The sequence below is a fragment of the Paraburkholderia sp. BGA-UO-ETr-F21 genome (assembly GCF_059567925.1).
Map to the genome: position 1 here is coordinate 35436 of NZ_JCAQOY010000030.1, position 16288 is coordinate 51723.

The 16288-nt window shown below is 63.8% G+C and carries 17 protein-coding genes and 1 pseudogene; 14 read left to right on the plus strand and 4 right to left on the minus strand.

The genetic code is table 11. The features are described from left to right. Positions 1–2 precede the first annotated feature (2 nt). Entirely contained in the window at positions 3–1076 is a 1074-nt protein-coding gene (locus AC57B1_RS19745) for a TAXI family TRAP transporter solute-binding subunit (protein WP_091802001.1), read from the plus strand. A 47-nt stretch (positions 1077–1123) separates the two neighbouring features. On the opposite strand, the gene AC57B1_RS19750 is transcribed toward AC57B1_RS19745, so the two are convergent. Beyond that, entirely contained in the window at positions 1124–1651 is a 528-nt protein-coding gene (locus tag AC57B1_RS19750; RefSeq protein ID WP_091802004.1) for a hypothetical protein, read from the minus strand. 250 nt (positions 1652–1901) lie between these two features. Here AC57B1_RS19750 and AC57B1_RS19755 point away from each other — a divergent pair, with 250 nt between their 5' ends. The 10 genes from AC57B1_RS19755 to AC57B1_RS19800 all read left to right on the plus strand — a co-directional run bounded on the left by AC57B1_RS19755 (position 1902) and on the right by AC57B1_RS19800 (position 12000). Continuing rightward, positions 1902–2789 carry a DMT family transporter gene (locus AC57B1_RS19755; protein WP_091802007.1) on the plus strand — a complete coding sequence of 296 codons (888 nt, stop codon included), beginning with the start codon at positions 1902–1904 and terminating at the stop codon, positions 2787–2789. 124 nt (positions 2790–2913) lie between these two features. Continuing rightward, a complete protein-coding gene (gene sapR / locus AC57B1_RS19760) occupies positions 2914–3810 on the plus strand; it encodes a sap1 transcriptional regulator SapR (RefSeq protein WP_496418374.1) in 897 nt (298 codons plus the stop codon). A gap of 150 nt (positions 3811–3960) precedes the next feature. Then, positions 3961–4242: a hypothetical protein gene (locus tag AC57B1_RS19765; RefSeq protein ID WP_496418375.1), complete on the plus strand. Its 282-nt coding sequence runs from the start codon at positions 3961–3963 to the stop codon at positions 4240–4242. A 196-nt stretch (positions 4243–4438) separates the two neighbouring features. Next, positions 4439–5032, plus strand: coding sequence for a GNAT family N-acetyltransferase (locus tag AC57B1_RS19770; protein ID WP_408349500.1), 594 nt, complete (start codon positions 4439–4441; stop codon positions 5030–5032). Between the two features lie 200 nt (positions 5033–5232). Beyond that, positions 5233–6090 carry a MerR family transcriptional regulator gene (locus AC57B1_RS19775; protein WP_496418376.1) on the plus strand — a complete coding sequence of 286 codons (858 nt, stop codon included), beginning with the start codon at positions 5233–5235 and terminating at the stop codon, positions 6088–6090. A gap of 274 nt (positions 6091–6364) precedes the next feature. Then, the gene (locus AC57B1_RS19780; protein WP_496418377.1) at positions 6365–7360 is read left to right on the plus strand and encodes a sulfonate ABC transporter substrate-binding protein; all 996 of its coding nucleotides are present in this window, start codon (positions 6365–6367) and stop codon (positions 7358–7360) included. Positions 7361–7483: 123 nt separating this feature from the next. Then, complete coding sequence (locus AC57B1_RS19785; RefSeq protein ID WP_496418378.1) at positions 7484–9082, plus strand: flavin-containing monooxygenase; 1599 nt, start codon at positions 7484–7486, stop codon at positions 9080–9082. A 118-nt stretch (positions 9083–9200) separates the two neighbouring features. Next, positions 9201–10109, plus strand: coding sequence for an SDR family NAD(P)-dependent oxidoreductase (locus tag AC57B1_RS19790; protein ID WP_408349491.1), 909 nt, complete (start codon positions 9201–9203; stop codon positions 10107–10109). Between the two features lie 68 nt (positions 10110–10177). Further along, entirely contained in the window at positions 10178–11059 is an 882-nt protein-coding gene (locus AC57B1_RS19795; RefSeq protein ID WP_496418379.1) for a metal-dependent hydrolase, read from the plus strand. Then, entirely contained in the window at positions 11056–12000 is a 945-nt protein-coding gene (locus tag AC57B1_RS19800) for an alpha/beta fold hydrolase (protein WP_496418380.1), read from the plus strand. The genes AC57B1_RS19795 and AC57B1_RS19800 overlap by 4 nt, the downstream gene beginning before the upstream one ends. On the opposite strand, the gene AC57B1_RS19805 is transcribed toward AC57B1_RS19800, so the two are convergent. Beyond that, positions 11975–12529 carry a putative glycolipid-binding domain-containing protein gene (locus tag AC57B1_RS19805; RefSeq protein WP_496418381.1) on the minus strand — a complete coding sequence of 185 codons (555 nt, stop codon included), beginning with the start codon at positions 12527–12529 and terminating at the stop codon, positions 11975–11977. The genes AC57B1_RS19800 and AC57B1_RS19805 overlap by 26 nt on opposite strands. A gap of 241 nt (positions 12530–12770) precedes the next feature. Here AC57B1_RS19805 and AC57B1_RS19810 point away from each other — a divergent pair, with 241 nt between their 5' ends. The 3 genes from AC57B1_RS19810 to AC57B1_RS19820 are packed head-to-tail and all read left to right on the plus strand — an operon-like array spanning position 12771 to position 14782. Further along, entirely contained in the window at positions 12771–13715 is a 945-nt protein-coding gene (locus tag AC57B1_RS19810; RefSeq protein ID WP_496418382.1) for an urea transporter, read from the plus strand. Between the two features lie 57 nt (positions 13716–13772). Further along, positions 13773–14549 carry a class II aldolase/adducin family protein gene (locus AC57B1_RS19815; protein WP_496418383.1) on the plus strand — a complete coding sequence of 259 codons (777 nt, stop codon included), beginning with the start codon at positions 13773–13775 and terminating at the stop codon, positions 14547–14549. 47 nt (positions 14550–14596) lie between these two features. Next, positions 14597–14782 carry a 4-oxalocrotonate tautomerase gene (locus AC57B1_RS19820; RefSeq protein WP_408349472.1) on the plus strand — a complete coding sequence of 62 codons (186 nt, stop codon included), beginning with the start codon at positions 14597–14599 and terminating at the stop codon, positions 14780–14782. 170 nt (positions 14783–14952) lie between these two features. Here AC57B1_RS19820 and AC57B1_RS19825 read toward each other — a convergent pair whose 3' ends face one another. After that, a complete protein-coding gene (locus tag AC57B1_RS19825; protein WP_496418384.1) occupies positions 14953–16152 on the minus strand; it encodes a porin in 1200 nt (399 codons plus the stop codon). Positions 16153–16175: 23 nt separating this feature from the next. Then, positions 16176–16288 (minus strand): annotated as a pseudogene (locus tag AC57B1_RS19830) (IS5/IS1182 family transposase); the annotation flags it as partial.

The window sequence follows — 16288 nt, forward strand, 5'->3', positions numbered from 1 at the left end:
CCATGCTAAAGAGACTTCTGGCGGGATGGTTGGGGCTGGCGCTGATGGTCGTATTTTCGCTGGCCTGCGCGGAGCCGGCGCATTACAAGATCGTCACCGGTCCGGAACGGGGCACGTATATCCAGATTGGCCAGGATCTATCGAAATGGGTTGCGCAGCCGGCGGGCATCGATCTGGAAGTGATGGCGTCGAAAGGCTCGGCTGAAAACGTGCAGCGCATGCGCTTCGAGCCGGGGGTCAAGCTCGCGCTGGTGCAATCCGATGTGTACCAGGCGTATATCGACATGGCCAACGCCGGCAACGCCGACGCGGGCACGGCAATCCGGCCGCTGCGGCTCATCATGCCGCTCTATGACGAAGAGATTAACGTCGTGGTGCGCGCGGATTCGCCTTTAAAGACGTTCGCCGACATCAAGGACAAAAGCATCAGTGTCGGACTGATCGGCAGCGGCACCGCGCAATCGGCCACCACGCTCTACCACCTGATGTTCGGTCAGGCGATTCCGGAGCAGAACATCCAGCATCTGAGCAACGAGGACGCGCTCGCCGCGCTGATCGTGAAGAAAGTGGACGTCGCGATTATCGTGGTCGGCCAGCCGGCGAAACTGTTCAACGACATGAATCCCGACCTGCTGCAGCAGATCCGCCTCCTGAAGGTCGACCAGGCCGCACCCGAAACCGCCCGCGCCAAACAGACCTATTTCCCCGCGACGATCCGCGCAACCAGCTATCCGAACTGGCTCAAGGAAGATGTTCCCACGCTGACCGTCAAGGCCTTTCTCGTCACCTACGATTACGGTCTACGCGATACCGTCGGCAATCTGAATCACTTTGCCGACTCGCTATGCGCCAACTTCGACAATCTCCAGGAGCATGGCCACCCGAAGTGGAAGCAGGTGAAGCTGGAGTTGCCGACGCTCGTGCGTGGATGGAAATACTACTCGCCAGTCGAGAAGCATCTGCGCGCATGTCTCGCGAATAAGAGCGCCGCGATCAATGCCACCGCGGCCCAAGCCGCGCCGAAACCGCGCCCCACGTGTTCTGATCAGGAACGGCTGCTTCTGCTATGTAAATAGGGTTGGCAGCGACAAACGCGCCTCTCGCGCGACCGGGAGCGACTGGACTAGCGGGCAGCCTGGCCGGTCGCCTTCGGCGGAATGGGACCGAAGAACATTGCCATGAACCTGTCACGGCCGATCACGCGAACCAGCTCGGCAACGACGCAGTAGATCGCGATCAGCGTCACCAGCAGAATCTGGATGGCCCAGAAATGCGGCCAGTTGAGATCGGCGAGCAACCTGCCGTTGGCGGCGGCGAGGCTCGGCGCCTCCTTCCAGTATTCGTAAAGATGCTCCAGGTAATGCACGATCAAAGCCACCAAGGTATAAATCACCGTTTTCCAGCCGATATTCCAGATCAGCGGTTTCTCGGGAAACCGGTTGATGAACGGCAGCATGTTGGCGATCAGCACCGATTTGCCGAGAATGAGCGCGGCGATGGTCACGGAAACCGATGTCGGCAACGTCACGTCATAGCCTCGGGTAATCAGCGCGCGCATGATCGCGACAATGTGGAGAATCACGAAGAAGTAGATGGTCGGCGGAAGCATCTCCATGAACTCGTGCTTGATCGTGGTGGTCAGCTTGCTCATGTTCGTCTCCTGAAGTGATCGGCGCAATCCCCTGAACTCCAAGTTCATGATAGACACGATAAGACCTTTATGACGAAGCCGGAACATTGCCGCCGAAGGTAATCCGTATCAGCGGGTGGCAAGTCGCGTAGCCGCTGTACCGCTCCATTCCTCGATACAGTTTGGGCGATTTGTACCGATCCGTACCTTACTGTCCATGGTCGGATAACCGATGCTATGCGTTCTCTCTCCTCACGCATGGACTCTCCGGATGGACAAGACAACCAACGGCTGGCTGAGCGGCTTCATAGGCGTGTTGATTTTCAGCGGCTCGCTGCCGGCCACGCGCATCGCCGTCGAAGGCCTGGACCCGCTGTTCCTGACGGTCGCGCGCGCAACGATCGCCGGCACGCTCGGCCTGTTGCTGTTACTCGTGTTTCGCCAGGCGCGCCCCGCGCGCCGCGACCTGATCCCGCTCGTGGTAGTCGCACTCGGCGTGGTGATCGGCTTTCCGCTCCTGACGGCGTTGGCGCTGCGGCACGTGAGCTCGGCGCATGCCGTGGTGTTCGTCGGCCTCCTGCCGCTCGCCACGGCGATCTTCGGCGTGCTGCGCGGCGGCGAGCGTCCGCAACCGGCGTTCTGGCTGTTCTCGGCACTCGGTAGCGGCGCCGTGGTGGCCTTCGCCCTGCGTCACGGGCTCGACGCATCGCCCGTTGGCGACGCGCTGATGCTGGCCGCCATCGTCGCCTGCGGGCTGGGGTATGCCGAAGGGGCGCGTCTGTCGCGCCATCTCGGCGGCTGGCAAGTGATTTCGTGGGCGCTCGTGCTGTCGCTGCCGCTCATGCTTCCGCTCGCCTTGTGGGCTCGCCCCGCATCGTTCGACGGAGTCAGTCACGCGGCGCTCTGGGCCCTCGCCTATGTGTCGCTTTTCAGCATGCTGATCGGCTTCGTGTTCTGGTATCGCGGCCTCGCGCTCGGCGGCATTGCGGGCGTCGGACAACTGCAACTGCTGCAGCCGTTCTTCGGCCTGATGCTTGCCGGACTGCTCCTGCACGAACAGGTGCCGCTCGCGATGATTCTCGTCACCGTCGTGGTCGTGGCCTGCGTGGCGGGCGCACGGCGCTTCTCACGGGCGGCGCCGGCGCGGCCGGTTGCCTGATGGGCGCATCGTCCGCGGTACGCCTTCGCGTCGGCCACCTTTCAGACGCACTCGGCGCGAGCAGCCGGTTGAATATGTCATCATCCCGATGATCGATTAACCACTGCCCCGCCACGCGACTACGATGCCGACCGCATTTGCTCAAACCGTCGAAGCCCGCTTTGCCGAACTCACCCCCACCTCCAAACGCGTCGCCAGCTATATGCTGGCCAACCTCGACCGGCTCGGTCTCGAAACCGCCGACCAGATCGCCCAGCAAGCCGGTACGAGCGGCATTTCGGTCGGCCGGTTCCTGCGCAGCATCGGCTACCAGAATCTCGACGACCTGAAGCGCGAACTGCGCGGCGCTCAGGCGCGCCCCTGGCTGATCACCGACCGCCTCGACGCGTTCCGCCGCACCGCGGGCCATCACGACGACACCCCGCTGGAAACCGCTTCGTCCGTCGCGCCCAACCCCGCGCTCGCCCACTCGCTCGAACTCGAGATCGGTGCGATCCAGCATGTCTATCAGCTCGCCCAAGCGCCGGTGTTCGCGCGCGTGGCCGAGCGTATCGCCAACGCGGACGCCGTCTACATTCTCGGCATTCAGTCCACGCGCGGCATCAGCAACGCGTTCTACAGCTACCTGGAATACATCCGCCCGCGCGTGTTCTATTCCGACGGCATGTCGGGTTCGTACGTCGATTCGCTGAACTCGGGGTTCGAAGCGCCGTATCTGATCGTCACCGACACCCGCGCCTATTCGAAGGTCGCGCGCCGCTATTGCGAAGCCGCCACACGTCGCGGCCTGCCGTTCGCGCTCATCACCGACATTTATTGTCCGTGGGCGCGCGAATTCGACGGCGATCTGCTACAGGTCAAAACGGACGTCGGCCAGTTCTGGGATTCGCTCGCGCCGCTTACCTGCCTGTTCAATCTGCTGATCTCGGCGATCGTCGACAGGCTCGGGCCGGACCTCGACGAACGCGTGGCACGCAACCGTGAACTGCAAAGCGAATTCGATCAGTTCGACGACCTCTGACGCAAGCCGCTCGCTTCGACTTACGACCGACCATCGACTCAACGCGCGCGTCGCCGCTCGACATGCAGCAAGCGGGCCTCTGCGCCTGACGTGATCGATCGACTGCCAGGAAAACAGGTATCCTCACCGGCTCGTTCAGAAGGAGGATCCATGAAGCTTTCAATTTGCCTGGCTGCCGCCGCGCTGACATGCTCTGTTGGCGCATACGCCCAGACTTCGCAAACCTTCCGTTTCGGCGAAGGCCAAAGCGCGCTGCCTTCAGGCAATGCGCACCCCGCGCCCGCTCCCCGTGCGCAGGCTCAAGCGCCGGCGGCTGCGGCGCCTGACGAACATCACGCGCCGCCGCCGAAAGCCAGCCCGAAACACAAGGTGAAGCATTCCCGGCACCATCGCGGGCATGTGACACAGCCCGAGACGTACTCGCATAGCTAAGTAGCGCAGGCCTGGCCGTGCGCCTGGTGCGGCCGAACTGAGTGGCGCAAGCCCGGCCGTGCGCGCGGCGCGGCCGATCAGTCCGTGCACGGATACCGGCTATACGTCCCGGCGATTTTTGACTCGCTTCAAATTCGCGCGCGCGGCGGGCATAGTAAAACGTATCCGCAGACTTATCGCCACGACAGGAACACGTATGAGCACCACCCGCCCCGCGCCCTCTGCGGCGGCCTCAGCGAGCGAAGTCGCCCCGCTGATCCGCGACGCCACTGAAGCCGACCTTCCCGCCATCCAGGCCATCTACGCACACCACGTCCTGACCGGCGTCGCCTCGTTCGAGGAAATTCCGCCTTCCGTCGACGACCTGCGCATGCGGCTCGCATCGGTACGCAGCCATGGGCTGCCGTACATGGTCGCGCAGATCGACGGCGAGGTCGCAGGCTATTGCTACGCGACGCCGTACCGGCCGCGCGCCGCGTATCGCAACACAATCGAAGACTCGATTTACGTGAACGACGCCTATCGCGGCCGGGGGCTGGGGCGCGTATTGCTCCAGGCGCTGATCGAGCGTTGCGAAACCGGACCGTGGCGCCAGATGGTCGCCGTGATCGCGGACGGCGGCAGCGGCGGTTCGCTATCGCTGCATACGCAATTGGGTTTCGAATTGACCGGCACGTTGAAGTCGGTGGGTTTCAAACACGGTCGCTGGCTCGACACCACGTTGATGCAACGCACGCTTGGCAAAGGCGATTCGACCTCGCCGGACGACGTTGCGCCGGCAGGCGTTTGAAGCGCGACGCCCGTCACGTCTGAAACCTCGGCAATGCGTCGCGCAATCCGTCGTTCATGCGCGGACAGAAATGCACCCACGGTGAGTCGTGCAAAAGTAGCACCGGCAACATAAGCGCATCCCCGCGAAAGTTCCGATCACCGGCGTGCATGCGGCGGGCGCGCTGGCGGCCGCGCGCGCCAGCGCGTTAAAATCCCGCCATGCCCAACACGCCGCCTCCTGTCCCGCCGCTGTACGCCGATTCCGGCGACCCGGCCAGCGCCTCGCCGCGCAACGAATACACCGTCGACGAACTCGCGCGCGTCACCGACACCACCGTGCGCAACGTGCGCGCCTATCAGGACCGGGGACTGCTTGCTCCGCCGGAGAAGCGCGGCCGCGTCGGCGTCTACGACGATACGCACGTGTCGCGTCTGAAGCTGATCAACCATCTGCTCGCACGCGGCTACACGCTAGCCAACATCCAGGACCTGATCATGGCCGTCGACGAGGGCCACGATCTTCGCTCCATCCTCGGTCTGGAAACGGCGATCGGCGGCCGCTGGTCACGCGAGCGGCCAAAAAAATACTCGCTGATCGAACTGCTGCAAATGTTCGGCGACAAGGCCTCGCCGAGCGCGCTCGGCAAAGCGGTCGAGCTCGGCCTGCTGGAGCGCAACGGCCTTTCCTTCGTGTCGGGCAGCCCGACAGCGTTGGCCGCCGGCGCCACCATGGCGAAGGAAGGCATTCCGCTTGCCGACCTGCTCGACGCCGTGGGCATCGCAAGGCCGCATTTCAACGCGGTTGCCAAAGCGCTGGTCGATCTGGTGGTTCGCCAACTGGACCGCTACGAGGCCGGCGCGCTACCGCCGCCCGCCGACGTGCCCGCTCTGGTCGAGGCCATCTGGCGCGTGCGGCCGCTCGCCATGGTGCTGGTCGAAAGCGAAATGAACCGCGCGCTCGAAGAAGCCTCCGGCGACTACCTGGGCGACCGCGTCGCGGGCATCATGGAAAAGAAACTGGGCCATCCCGCCGATGGCACAGCCGCCGCGGTGAAGAAAGACAAATCGAAAAAGTAAGCCTGCGCGCAGTCGCGGCCGCGTTAGTGCTTGTACACGCCAACTGACGCGGCGAGCGCGACGCGTGAACGGCGCCATCCTCCGGCGCACGTCATATTCAAATCTGCATTGCTTCGTTTGATCGGCGGGACGTCCATGCGACGATCCCCGAACGTCGCCGCAACACGTTTTCAGGCGCCTCCGCAAGCCCTCGCCATGGCTAGCGCAGACGTGCGCAGATCACGCTGAAAACAAACCGCGGCCACACCAATCGAACGCAATGGAGATTCGCAGGATGGCCCGTCACACCGGTTTTTCGCTTCAATTCGCCGCGGCCCTGCTCGCGGCATTCACGACTTTCAGCGCCACCGCGCAGACCAGCGGCAACGCCGGCGAGCCGGCCAGGGTATTGCGCATCGGCTATCAGAAATCGGGCTTGCTCGCGGTGCTCAAGGCCCAGGGCTCCCTCGATGAAAAGCTCAAGCTGCTGGGCTATAGCATCAAATGGTTCGAATTCCCGGCAGGACCGCAATTGCTCGAAGCGTTGAACGCGAACAGCATCGACTTCGGCTACACGGGTGCGCCGCCGCCGGTGTTCGCACAGGCGAGCGGCGTGCGCTTCGTGTACGTGGGTGCGGAGCCGTCGGGACGTCACGCCGAAGCCATTCTGGTCAAGAACGACTCGCCGCTGCATGACGTGGCCGATCTGAAGGGCAAGCGCGTCGCGCTGCAGAAGGGATCGAGTTCGAACTATCTGCTACTTGAGGCGCTTAAGAAAGCGGGGCTGCGCTACGAGGACATTCGTCCGGTGTACCTGCCGCCCGCCGACGCCCGCGCCGCCTTCGAAAGCGGCAGCGTGGATGCATGGGTGATCTGGGACCCTTACTACGCGTCCGCACAGCAGGCGTTGAAGGCACGCACGTTGGCCGACTACAGCGAACTGAACGCGCCGTACAACTTCTATGAAGCGACGCGCGACTTCGCGCAACAGCATGCCGATGTGATCGGCGCGATTCTCGGCCAGTTGCGCACCGCCGGGTTGTGGGTCAACGCCCACCCGGTGGAAACCGCCGCGCTGATCGCGCCGAAGGTCGGTCTCGATCAGAAACTGGTCGAGACGTGGGTGCGCCGCTATCCGTACGGCACGATGCCCGTCACGGACGAAATCCTGCGCTCGCAGCAGAGCGTCGCCGACGCGTTCTACGGCGCCAATCTGATCCCGCAGAAAATTACCGTGAAAGACAGCGTCTGGCAGAACCGGGACGTCGCGGCGGCCCTGGTCGCGAAGTGAACATCGCGTGCCTTCGGTCCTAGAGGGGCGCGTCTAACCGCCTTCTTGCGTCATCCGTTACCAGCCTCTATTGTTACATCCATCAATGTAACAGTCGAGAGAGTAAAAAAGGAGACGGAACGGATGAACGCACGCATGCTGCCTCACGACACCGCGGCGCCGGACGCGTCCGCGCCTATCGAGACCGACATCGCCATTATCGGGTCTGGGTTTGCCGGCCTCGGCATGGCGATCCGCCTGCGCCAGGCCGGTATCAGCGATTTCATCGTCGCCGAGAAAGCCGACTCGGTTGGTGGCACCTGGCGTGACAACCACTACCCCGGTTGCGCCTGCGACGTCCAATCCCACCTCTATTCGTTCTCCTTCGCCCCGAATCCGCGCTGGACCCGTATGTTCGCGCGCCAACCGGAAATCCGCGCTTATCTGGAGGAATGCACGCAGCGCTTCGGCGTGCAGCGGCATCTGCGCTTCGGCCACGAACTCGCAACGGCGACCTACGACGAGACGCGCCACCGCTGGCAATTGACCTTCGCGAACGGCCAGCAATGGTCGGCGCGCGTGCTGATCTCGGGCATGGGCGGCCTTTCGCGCGCGGCCATGCCGAACATTCCCGGCATCGAAAACTTCAAGGGCAAAGCGTTTCATTCACAGCAGTGGGACCACGGCTATTCGCTCGAAGGCAAGCGCGTCGCCGTGATCGGCACCGGCGCGAGCGCGATCCAGTTCGTCCCGCAGATCGCGCCGCGCGTCGCGCATCTCGATCTGTTCCAGCGCACGCCGCCGTGGATCATGCCGAAGGCCGACCGCCGCGTGAAGCCGCTGGAACAATGGCTATTCAAACACCTGCCGTTCACGCAGAAGATCATGCGCTCGGCGCTCTACTGCATGCTCGAATCGCGTGCGTTTGGCTTCGCGGTTCATCCTTCGCTGATGAAGACGGCGCAAAAAGTCGCCGAGCGGCATCTGCGCCGTCAGGTGCGCGATCCGCAATTACGCGCGACGCTCACGCCCAACTACACGATGGGCTGCAAGCGCATTCTGATCTCAAACGACTACTTCCCCGCCCTGTCGCGCCAGAATGTTTCGGTGACGACCACCGGTATCGCCCGTATCGAGGAGGACGCGGTCGTCACCACCGACGGTAAGCGTCACCGCGCCGACTGCCTGATCTTCGGCACCGGTTTTCAGGTGGCCGATCCATTTCCGCGCGGCGTGGTGCGCGGGCGCGGCGGCGTCGATATCGTCGATACATGGCGCGACGGCGCGCATGCGTATCTCGGTACGACATTGCCTGGTTATCCGAACTTCTTCATGATCGTCGGACCGAACACCGGTCTCGGCCATAACTCGATGGTGTTCATGATCGAGTCGCAGGTGGAATACATTCTGCGCGCACTGAAGACGATGACCGCGGAACGCGCCGACGCGATCGAAGTGCGTCCGCAGGTCGAGCGTGCCTACAACGAACAGATCCAGCAGAAACTCGGCCGCGCGATCTGGTCGACGGGCGGCTGCAAGAGCTGGTATCTCGATCCGAAAACCGGCAAGAACACCACGCTGTGGCCCGGATTCGCATACAAATTCCGCCAGGCCACCAGCACGTTCAGCATGAACGACTACCTTGCTTATTCGCCCGCGCCGCAACCGGCAAGCGAGCCGATGGTGTCGCCGCCGCCCGCCCACGCTCACGGCGGCGCGACGGCGTCGGTGGAGGCGACCTGAGAGGACATAACGATAACGACAGGCGCTGTTCAGAGAGGACAACAACAATTTCGCATAGGGCCGGAGTGAAAGGTTGAAGCACTAGCTCTAATTGAACGCTGTGCATGGAGATAAGCCAATGAAAAACTTTACCGACAGAGTGGCCGCGATCACCGGCGCAGGCTCGGGCATGGGCCGCTCGCTCGCGATCCAGCTCGCGCGCGAAGGCTGCCACCTCGCGCTAGCCGACCGCAATGCCGCAAGCCTCGCCGAAACCGCGCAGCTTGCGCAGGCCGCGGCGCCACACATCGTCGGCGCGCCGCTGCGCATCACCACCCGCGTGCTCGATGTCGCGGACCGCGCCGCGATGTTCGACTGGGCCGCCGAAACCGCCGCGCAGCATCAGCGCGTCAACCTCGTGTTCAACAACGCAGGCGTCGCGCTGTCGAGCACCATCGAGGGCATGGAATACGCCGATCTGGAGTGGATCGTCGGCATCAACTTCTGGGGCGTGGTGCACGGCACCAAGGCATTTCTGCCATACATCAAGGCGTCCGGTGCGGGGCATATCGTCAATACGTCTAGCGTGTTCGGACTGTTCTCCCAGCCGGGCATGAGCGGCTATAACGCGACCAAATTCGCGGTGCGCGGCTTTACGGAAGCACTGCGCCAGGAACTCGACCTGATGAAGTGCGGCGTGTCGGCCACCTGCGTGCATCCGGGCGGCATCCGCACGGCCATCGCGCAATCGAGCCGTATCTCGTCGAACATGGTCGGCTTCATGCTGGAAACCGAACAGCAGGGCAAGGACGACTTCGAGAAGTTCTTCATCACCACCGCCGACGAAGCCGCGCGTGTGATTCTCGACGGCGTGCGCAAGAACAAACGGCGCGTGCTGATCGGACGCGACGCGCGGGCCGCTGACTGGCTGGCGCGCACGTTGCCGGCCGCCTATCAGGCACTGGTGGTGATGCAAACGCGGCGGATGAAACGCATCGCGGAGAAACGCGCGCGGCGCGCCGCGCAGGTGGACGGCAAGCGCGCATAAAGCTGCGCCATGCGCGTCACTCGCTCAGAACATTCAGCAACACATAGAGACTCACAAGGAGAAAGGCCATGATGCCGGTTCGCCGCGACCTCCGTTTCAACTTGCCGCAGGAACGTGCCTGCGATTGGCACGTGCAGGGCTCGCATGTGACACACTTCTTCAATGCGCTTTCGCTGCTGTTTCCGGCCGGCGAGCGTTTCTTCATGGACAGCGTGCGCAACTACCGCGACCAGATCGACGACCCGGTGCTGAAGAAGCAGGTGCTCGGCTTCATCGGCCAGGAAGCCATGCACACGCGCGAGCATGTGGAGTACAACGATCTGTTGCAGGAAGCCGGCTTGCCCGCGCATAAGCTCGACAAACGGCTATGGGCGATTCTCAACTTCGGCCGCAAGGTTCTGCCGCATTCGTACCAGCTCGCGGTCACCGTCTGCCTCGAGCATTACACGGCCATGCTGGCGGGCCTGCTGCTGCAGGACGCGACGCGCATCGGCGGGTCGGTGGAGGGCTATACGCAGATGTGGACCTGGCATGCACTCGAAGAAACCGAACATAAATCCGTTTCGTACGACGTATGGAACACCGTGCTCAAGCCCGGACTCGGCCGTTATCTCCTGCGCACCGGCACCATGCTCGCCACCACCGTGACGTTCTGGCTGATCGTATTCGACTACCATGTGCGGCTCATCATCGCCGACCGCAAACGCGGTGGCCATCTGCGCGGCATGTGGCGCGTCGTGAAGTATCTGTACGGCCCGCGCCACGGTGTGTTTCCTCGCATCGCCGGTGAGTGGCTGAGCTTTTTCCGGCCTGGATTTCATCCGTGGGATCACGACAACCGCGCGCAACTGGCGCGAATCGACGGACTGGTTGCCGCGGTCGATGCCACCAATGCGGCCACGCCGAGCACCCGCAAGGCCACGCGGCGCGGCGTGCAGGCGGCCGCGTGATACGCGACACGCTCTCGGTCGAAGCCAGCGGCGTGCGGCTCGCGGTTTATGTGAGCGGACCGCGCGAGGCGCCGCCCGTCGTGCTGGTACACGGCTACCCTGATTCGGCGGCAGTGTGGGAACCGGTGCGCGCGCAACTGGATGCGCGCTATCGCGTGATCGCCTACGACGTGCGCGGCGCGGGAGCCTCCGAGGCGCCGGCCACGCGTCACGCTTACGGGCTCGAACGCCTCGCCGCCGATCTTGCCGCCGTCGCCGACGCCACGTGCGGCACGCGGCCGTTTCACCTCGTCGGGCACGACTGGGGCTCGATTCAATGCTGGGAAGCCGTGACCGATCCCGCGTTCAAAGGCCGCATTGCTTCGTACACGTCGATCTCAGGGCCGTGTCTCGATCATGCTTCCTTCGACTTGCGCGGCGGCGGAGACACTGAACCCGCGCAGAAGACAAAGAAGCGCCCGTTCGGCAGCAGTGTCCGGCAGACGCTCAAGTCCTGGTATATTTTCTTTTTCCATTTGCCGTGGCTGCCCGAGCTGGTATGGCGCGCGGGCGGCGCACGTCTGTGGCCGCTATGGCTGCGGGTGACGGAACGCGTGCGCCCGGCGCCCGATCCCGCGCAGATACGCAACGCGATCAACGGCCTGAATCTCTACCGCGCCAATTTCATCGACAAGCTGCTGCACCCGCGCGCGCGTCACGCGCACGCGCCGGTGCAATTCCTCGTGCCGTTGCGTGACCGTTATGTCGGGCCGGCGCTATCGCTCGGACTCGAGGGCTGGCTCGGCGCATATGAACGCATCGAGATCGATGCGGGCCACTGGGTCGTGCTGCGCGAACCCGAACGGATCGCGGCAGGCATCGAGCGTTTCGTGGAACGGCACCGCACGGACCATGGCGGCTCGGCCGCATCGACGCTCAACGCTCGCGCGGCAGGCGTGTGAACAGCGTCGGATAGTCGATCACGAGGCCGTCTTCGTCCACCTTCATGTCGGCCGTAAAGTCGCGGAAGATGCCCTCGTAGCGATACTCGCCGTGCAACGCGATGCACGTATAGGCTTGCTCCACGCGCGTGACCTGCAAATCCGGCGTAGAGATATACGCTACCGAAATGGGCCGGCGCTCGCCCTCGGCCAGTTGCAAACGGCGAATCGGCAGCGTGTTGGTAAACGGCGTGGCGGCGATATCGATGTCGATGCAACCTTCGATCGCACTCAGTGCAAGCCCGTGGCCATCGCGCCAGTGGCCCTCGCCATCGCCATGCAATTCCAGTTCGCCGCCGCCGACGATCTTCAGCCACGCAAAGCGCGTGCGCCATTGCGCGTCGCAACGCACCTTGTAGTGCAGCCCATACGGCTTCCCATAGCGCTGCCCGACCAGCACGCTTTCTACCGCGAAGCCATCCTCATGCGCGTCGAACACCAGATGTTCGATGCCGTCGCCCTCTTCCGATGCCCACCGTACTTCACGCATCTGACTGTCTCCTCGTGAAACGGCGCAGCCTGCACGCCGGGCTACTATCGTAGCGCGAAAGCTTTCGGCTCACCGACACGCCGTGGCGTGGCCGGCCTGTGTCGCAAATAGCCACTATCAAGCATGGCGATGCACGGCGCGGCGTAGCTGGCCTATCCTCGCCATTCCCAGCTCTCCTGCCTGCGCGCTTGCCGTGCGCGCCCGGATTTGCGCCTCATCGACATCACGCCGCCTTCACATCATGCACGCCGCCGCGACCGAAGCTCAATCCGCCGCCTTGCGCACGCTGTTGCGCAGTGTCGGCCAGATCGTGCTGCAACCGAACGCCTTCACCGGCGCGTGCCTGCTCGGCGCGTGGCTGCTCGACGACCCGCGCCTCGCTTGCGCCGCGCTCATGGGTGCGGTTGCGGCCAATGTGAGCGCAGTCCTGGCCGGATATCGCGAGGACGATACGCGTGCCGGCTTGCACGGCTTCAACGGCGCGCTGGCGGGTCTCGCCGCCTTCAACTTCATCGCCGACAATGCCACTGCCGCCGCTGTGGCGATTCTCGCCGCCACCGCCACGGCATGGCTTCTGGACCCATGGTCGCGCATGCTGCGCGTGCGCGGGCTCGGCTTTTTTTCGAGCCCGTGTCTGATCATCAGCTGGCTTTGGCTGCCGTTCGTCGCGGCGAACGCGCAACCGGCAAGCGGGGCCGCGACGCCCGCATCGAACGCGCTGCAATGGGGCGGCGGCCTGCTCGCCGGTTTCGCACAAACCGGCTTCGCATCAGACGCACTGCCTGGCTTGCTGGTGTTGATCGGGATCACGGCTTCGTCACGCAAGCATGCGTTGCGGGCGTTGATCGGCGCGGGGTTCGCGAGCGTCGCGCATCTGATGCTTGGCGCGACGGCAAGCTCGTTCGATGCAGGCCTGTTAGGATTCAACGGCGCGCTGACCGCGCTCGCGCTTGCCGACTGCGGTGTCGTTACGATGCTCGGCGGTGTGGCCCTGTCGGTCGTGCTGCAAGCGGCGGCCGCCCACTTCGGCTGGCCGGTTATGACAGCGCCTTTCGTCCTCGCGACGTGGAGCGTGCAATGGCTCAGGCAGCGCTCGGCGCATGGCGTCGCGGCCGCTGAACCGGCGCAGCGGATCGACGCCGTGCGCAGCGCGGCGACTCCGGGTCCGGCCAGCCGCGTGAGTTAGGCCGTCGGGCAGCGCCATGCATGCGCCGCGGCGCTGAAAAAATTTCAGGAGACAGACATGTCGTTCACTCACACCCCTGCCGGCCGCATCGCCGAAGCGGGGCCAAGGTCCGATGCGGAGCGGCAAACCCGCGTCGACCTCGCCGCCGCCTATCGGCTCGCGGCGCTCAACGGCTGGGACGATCTGATCTACACGCATATTTCGGCGAGCGTTCCGGGCGAGCCCGGCCACTTCCTGATCAATCCATTCGGCCTCGCCTTCGATGAAGTCCGCGCGTCGAACCTCGTGAAGATCGATATAGAAGGCAACATCGTCGGCGCGAGCGAACATGCGGTGAACGCGACCGGCTTCGCGCTGCACGCGGCGGTTCACGCGGCACGCGCCGATGCGTTCTGCGTGATGCATTTGCACAATACGGCGGGCGTGGCGGTTTCCGCTCAGCCGGCCGGCCTGCTGCCCGCTTCGCAACATGCGCTGCGCTTTTACGGCCACCTCGCGTATCACGCTTACGAAGGCCTTGCGTTCACGCCTGCGGAGGGCGAGCGTCTCATCGCGCATCTCGCCGGCAAACCCGCCATGCTATTACGCAATCACGGCACGCTGACCGTTGGGCGCACCGTCGCGGAAGCCTATGTGCTCATGGCAACACTGCTCAAGGCATGCGAGATCCAGTTGCAAGCGCAAGCATGCGGCGCGGAACTCGTCGTGCCGAGCGATGCAGTCGCCGCACGCACAGCGGAACAACTTTACGACGGCGGCGCCATTGAAGGCGCACTCGAATGGCCTGCCCTGCTGCGCAAACTCGACAGGCTCGATCCCGGCTATCGCGCTTGAATTCGCCTCACGCTCACCTCAAACCCATCCCTATACGGAGTCACGCCATGCCCACGTTTCATATCGAACTCTTCGAAGGCCGCTCGGTGGAACAGAAACGCCAGTTCGTCGAAGCCATTACCCAAGCGACCTGTGAATCGCTTGGCGTCGAGGCCAACTCGGTGGAGATCATTCTCACCGACGTGAAGCGCGAAAACTGGGCAACGGGTGGGCGTTTGTGGTCTGACGCGTGAAGGCGAAGCGCGCCGTACGCGCCGACCGGTCCGACGCGCTCAATGCCAGGCGGCCGGCGTCGTCGAAAATGCTGCGCGCATTGCGCGCGCAGCCTGTGCTGCTCGGCGACGCGCGTTAAAAAACGCGCCGCCGTGGCGGCGTAGCAACACACCGCCACCGGGTTACGCCATCAGAACTTGTGGATGATGCCCACGCCCGCGGCAAACTGGCTACGCGACGAGGACGGCGCGCTATTCTGACCGTCGCCGATATCAGCCGTTGCATTGATGATGCTCACGCCGTTCGTGCCCAGCGTCTGGCCGCCTGCGCGTTGATACGCCTCGAGCGCGTACAGACCGGTGCGCTTGGAGAGGCTGTAGTACTGCGACAGGTTGAACTGCTGGTAGCTAGCCGAGCTCGTGATGCCGTTCGCTTTGGTAGCGCGCGTATAGCTGTAGCCCGCAGCCAGGTCCAGTGCTGTCAAAGGCTTGAAGTGCAGCACGGCGCCGCCCGTGTTGAAGATCGCCGTGGTGTGGAACGGCGAGTTGATACCCGGAATGTACTGCACGTTCGAGTACGAGAACGACACGTCCCACTGCGGGGTGAAGGTATAGCCACCCGTCACCGCCACGCGCTGCTGAGCCTGGGCGCGCTGATAGCCGTTGTTGATGCCCGACACGCCAGCCTGAGCGCCGTTGTTGGACGTCGTGGAGTCAGCGCCCCATGCGCCGCCGCCAGGCGTCGAGTTGTTGATGCGCTGGAAGCCGGCCGCAATGCCGAACGGACCATTCAGGTACTGCAACGCCGCGCTCCACGTCGAACCGGCGTTGAAGCTGCCCGGCACGCCGCCCAGCGAATACGAGCCGCTAGCCGTCAGGCCGTACAGATTCGGCGACGTGTACACCAGCGAGTTATTCGCGCGGTACAGCGTATCCAGAGAGTCGATATCGCCCGGGTGCGCGCCGTATGCGCCCGTCAGCCACGTGGTCGGGCTATACGGCGAGAGCATCGTGTAGTACGACGTATATTGGCGGCCGGCCGTGAACGTACCGTAGCTGGCGTTGGCCACGCCGACATAAGCCTGACGGTTGAACCCGAGGCCGGAGACGGACTGTGCGCCGGTCGCGCTGTTAAAGCCCTCTTCCAACTGGAAGATCGCCCGCGTGCCGCCGCCCAGATCCTCCGAGCCCTTCAGGCCGAAGCGGCTGCCGGCCCAGATCCCGTTGACCATTTTCACAACCGAGCGGCCGCCGGAGGTCGAGCCGAGCGTCGTCTGACTGCTCTGATAGCCGATACCCGTATCGACGATCCCGTACAACGTCACGCTGCTCTGAGCGTGTGCGCCGAGGGCGACCAACCCAAGGGCCGAGGTTGCTAGTGCCTTTTTCATTTCTGCTCCTCTTTAAGAGCGTGTTAGGCACTTTGAAGTACTGGCACTGCGTGAACGAGCATGAGCATTGCGAAGACCACGAAATGAAGTCCTGCAAGGGTTTCGGGCAGCCGTTCATAATCACGTGCGAGACGGC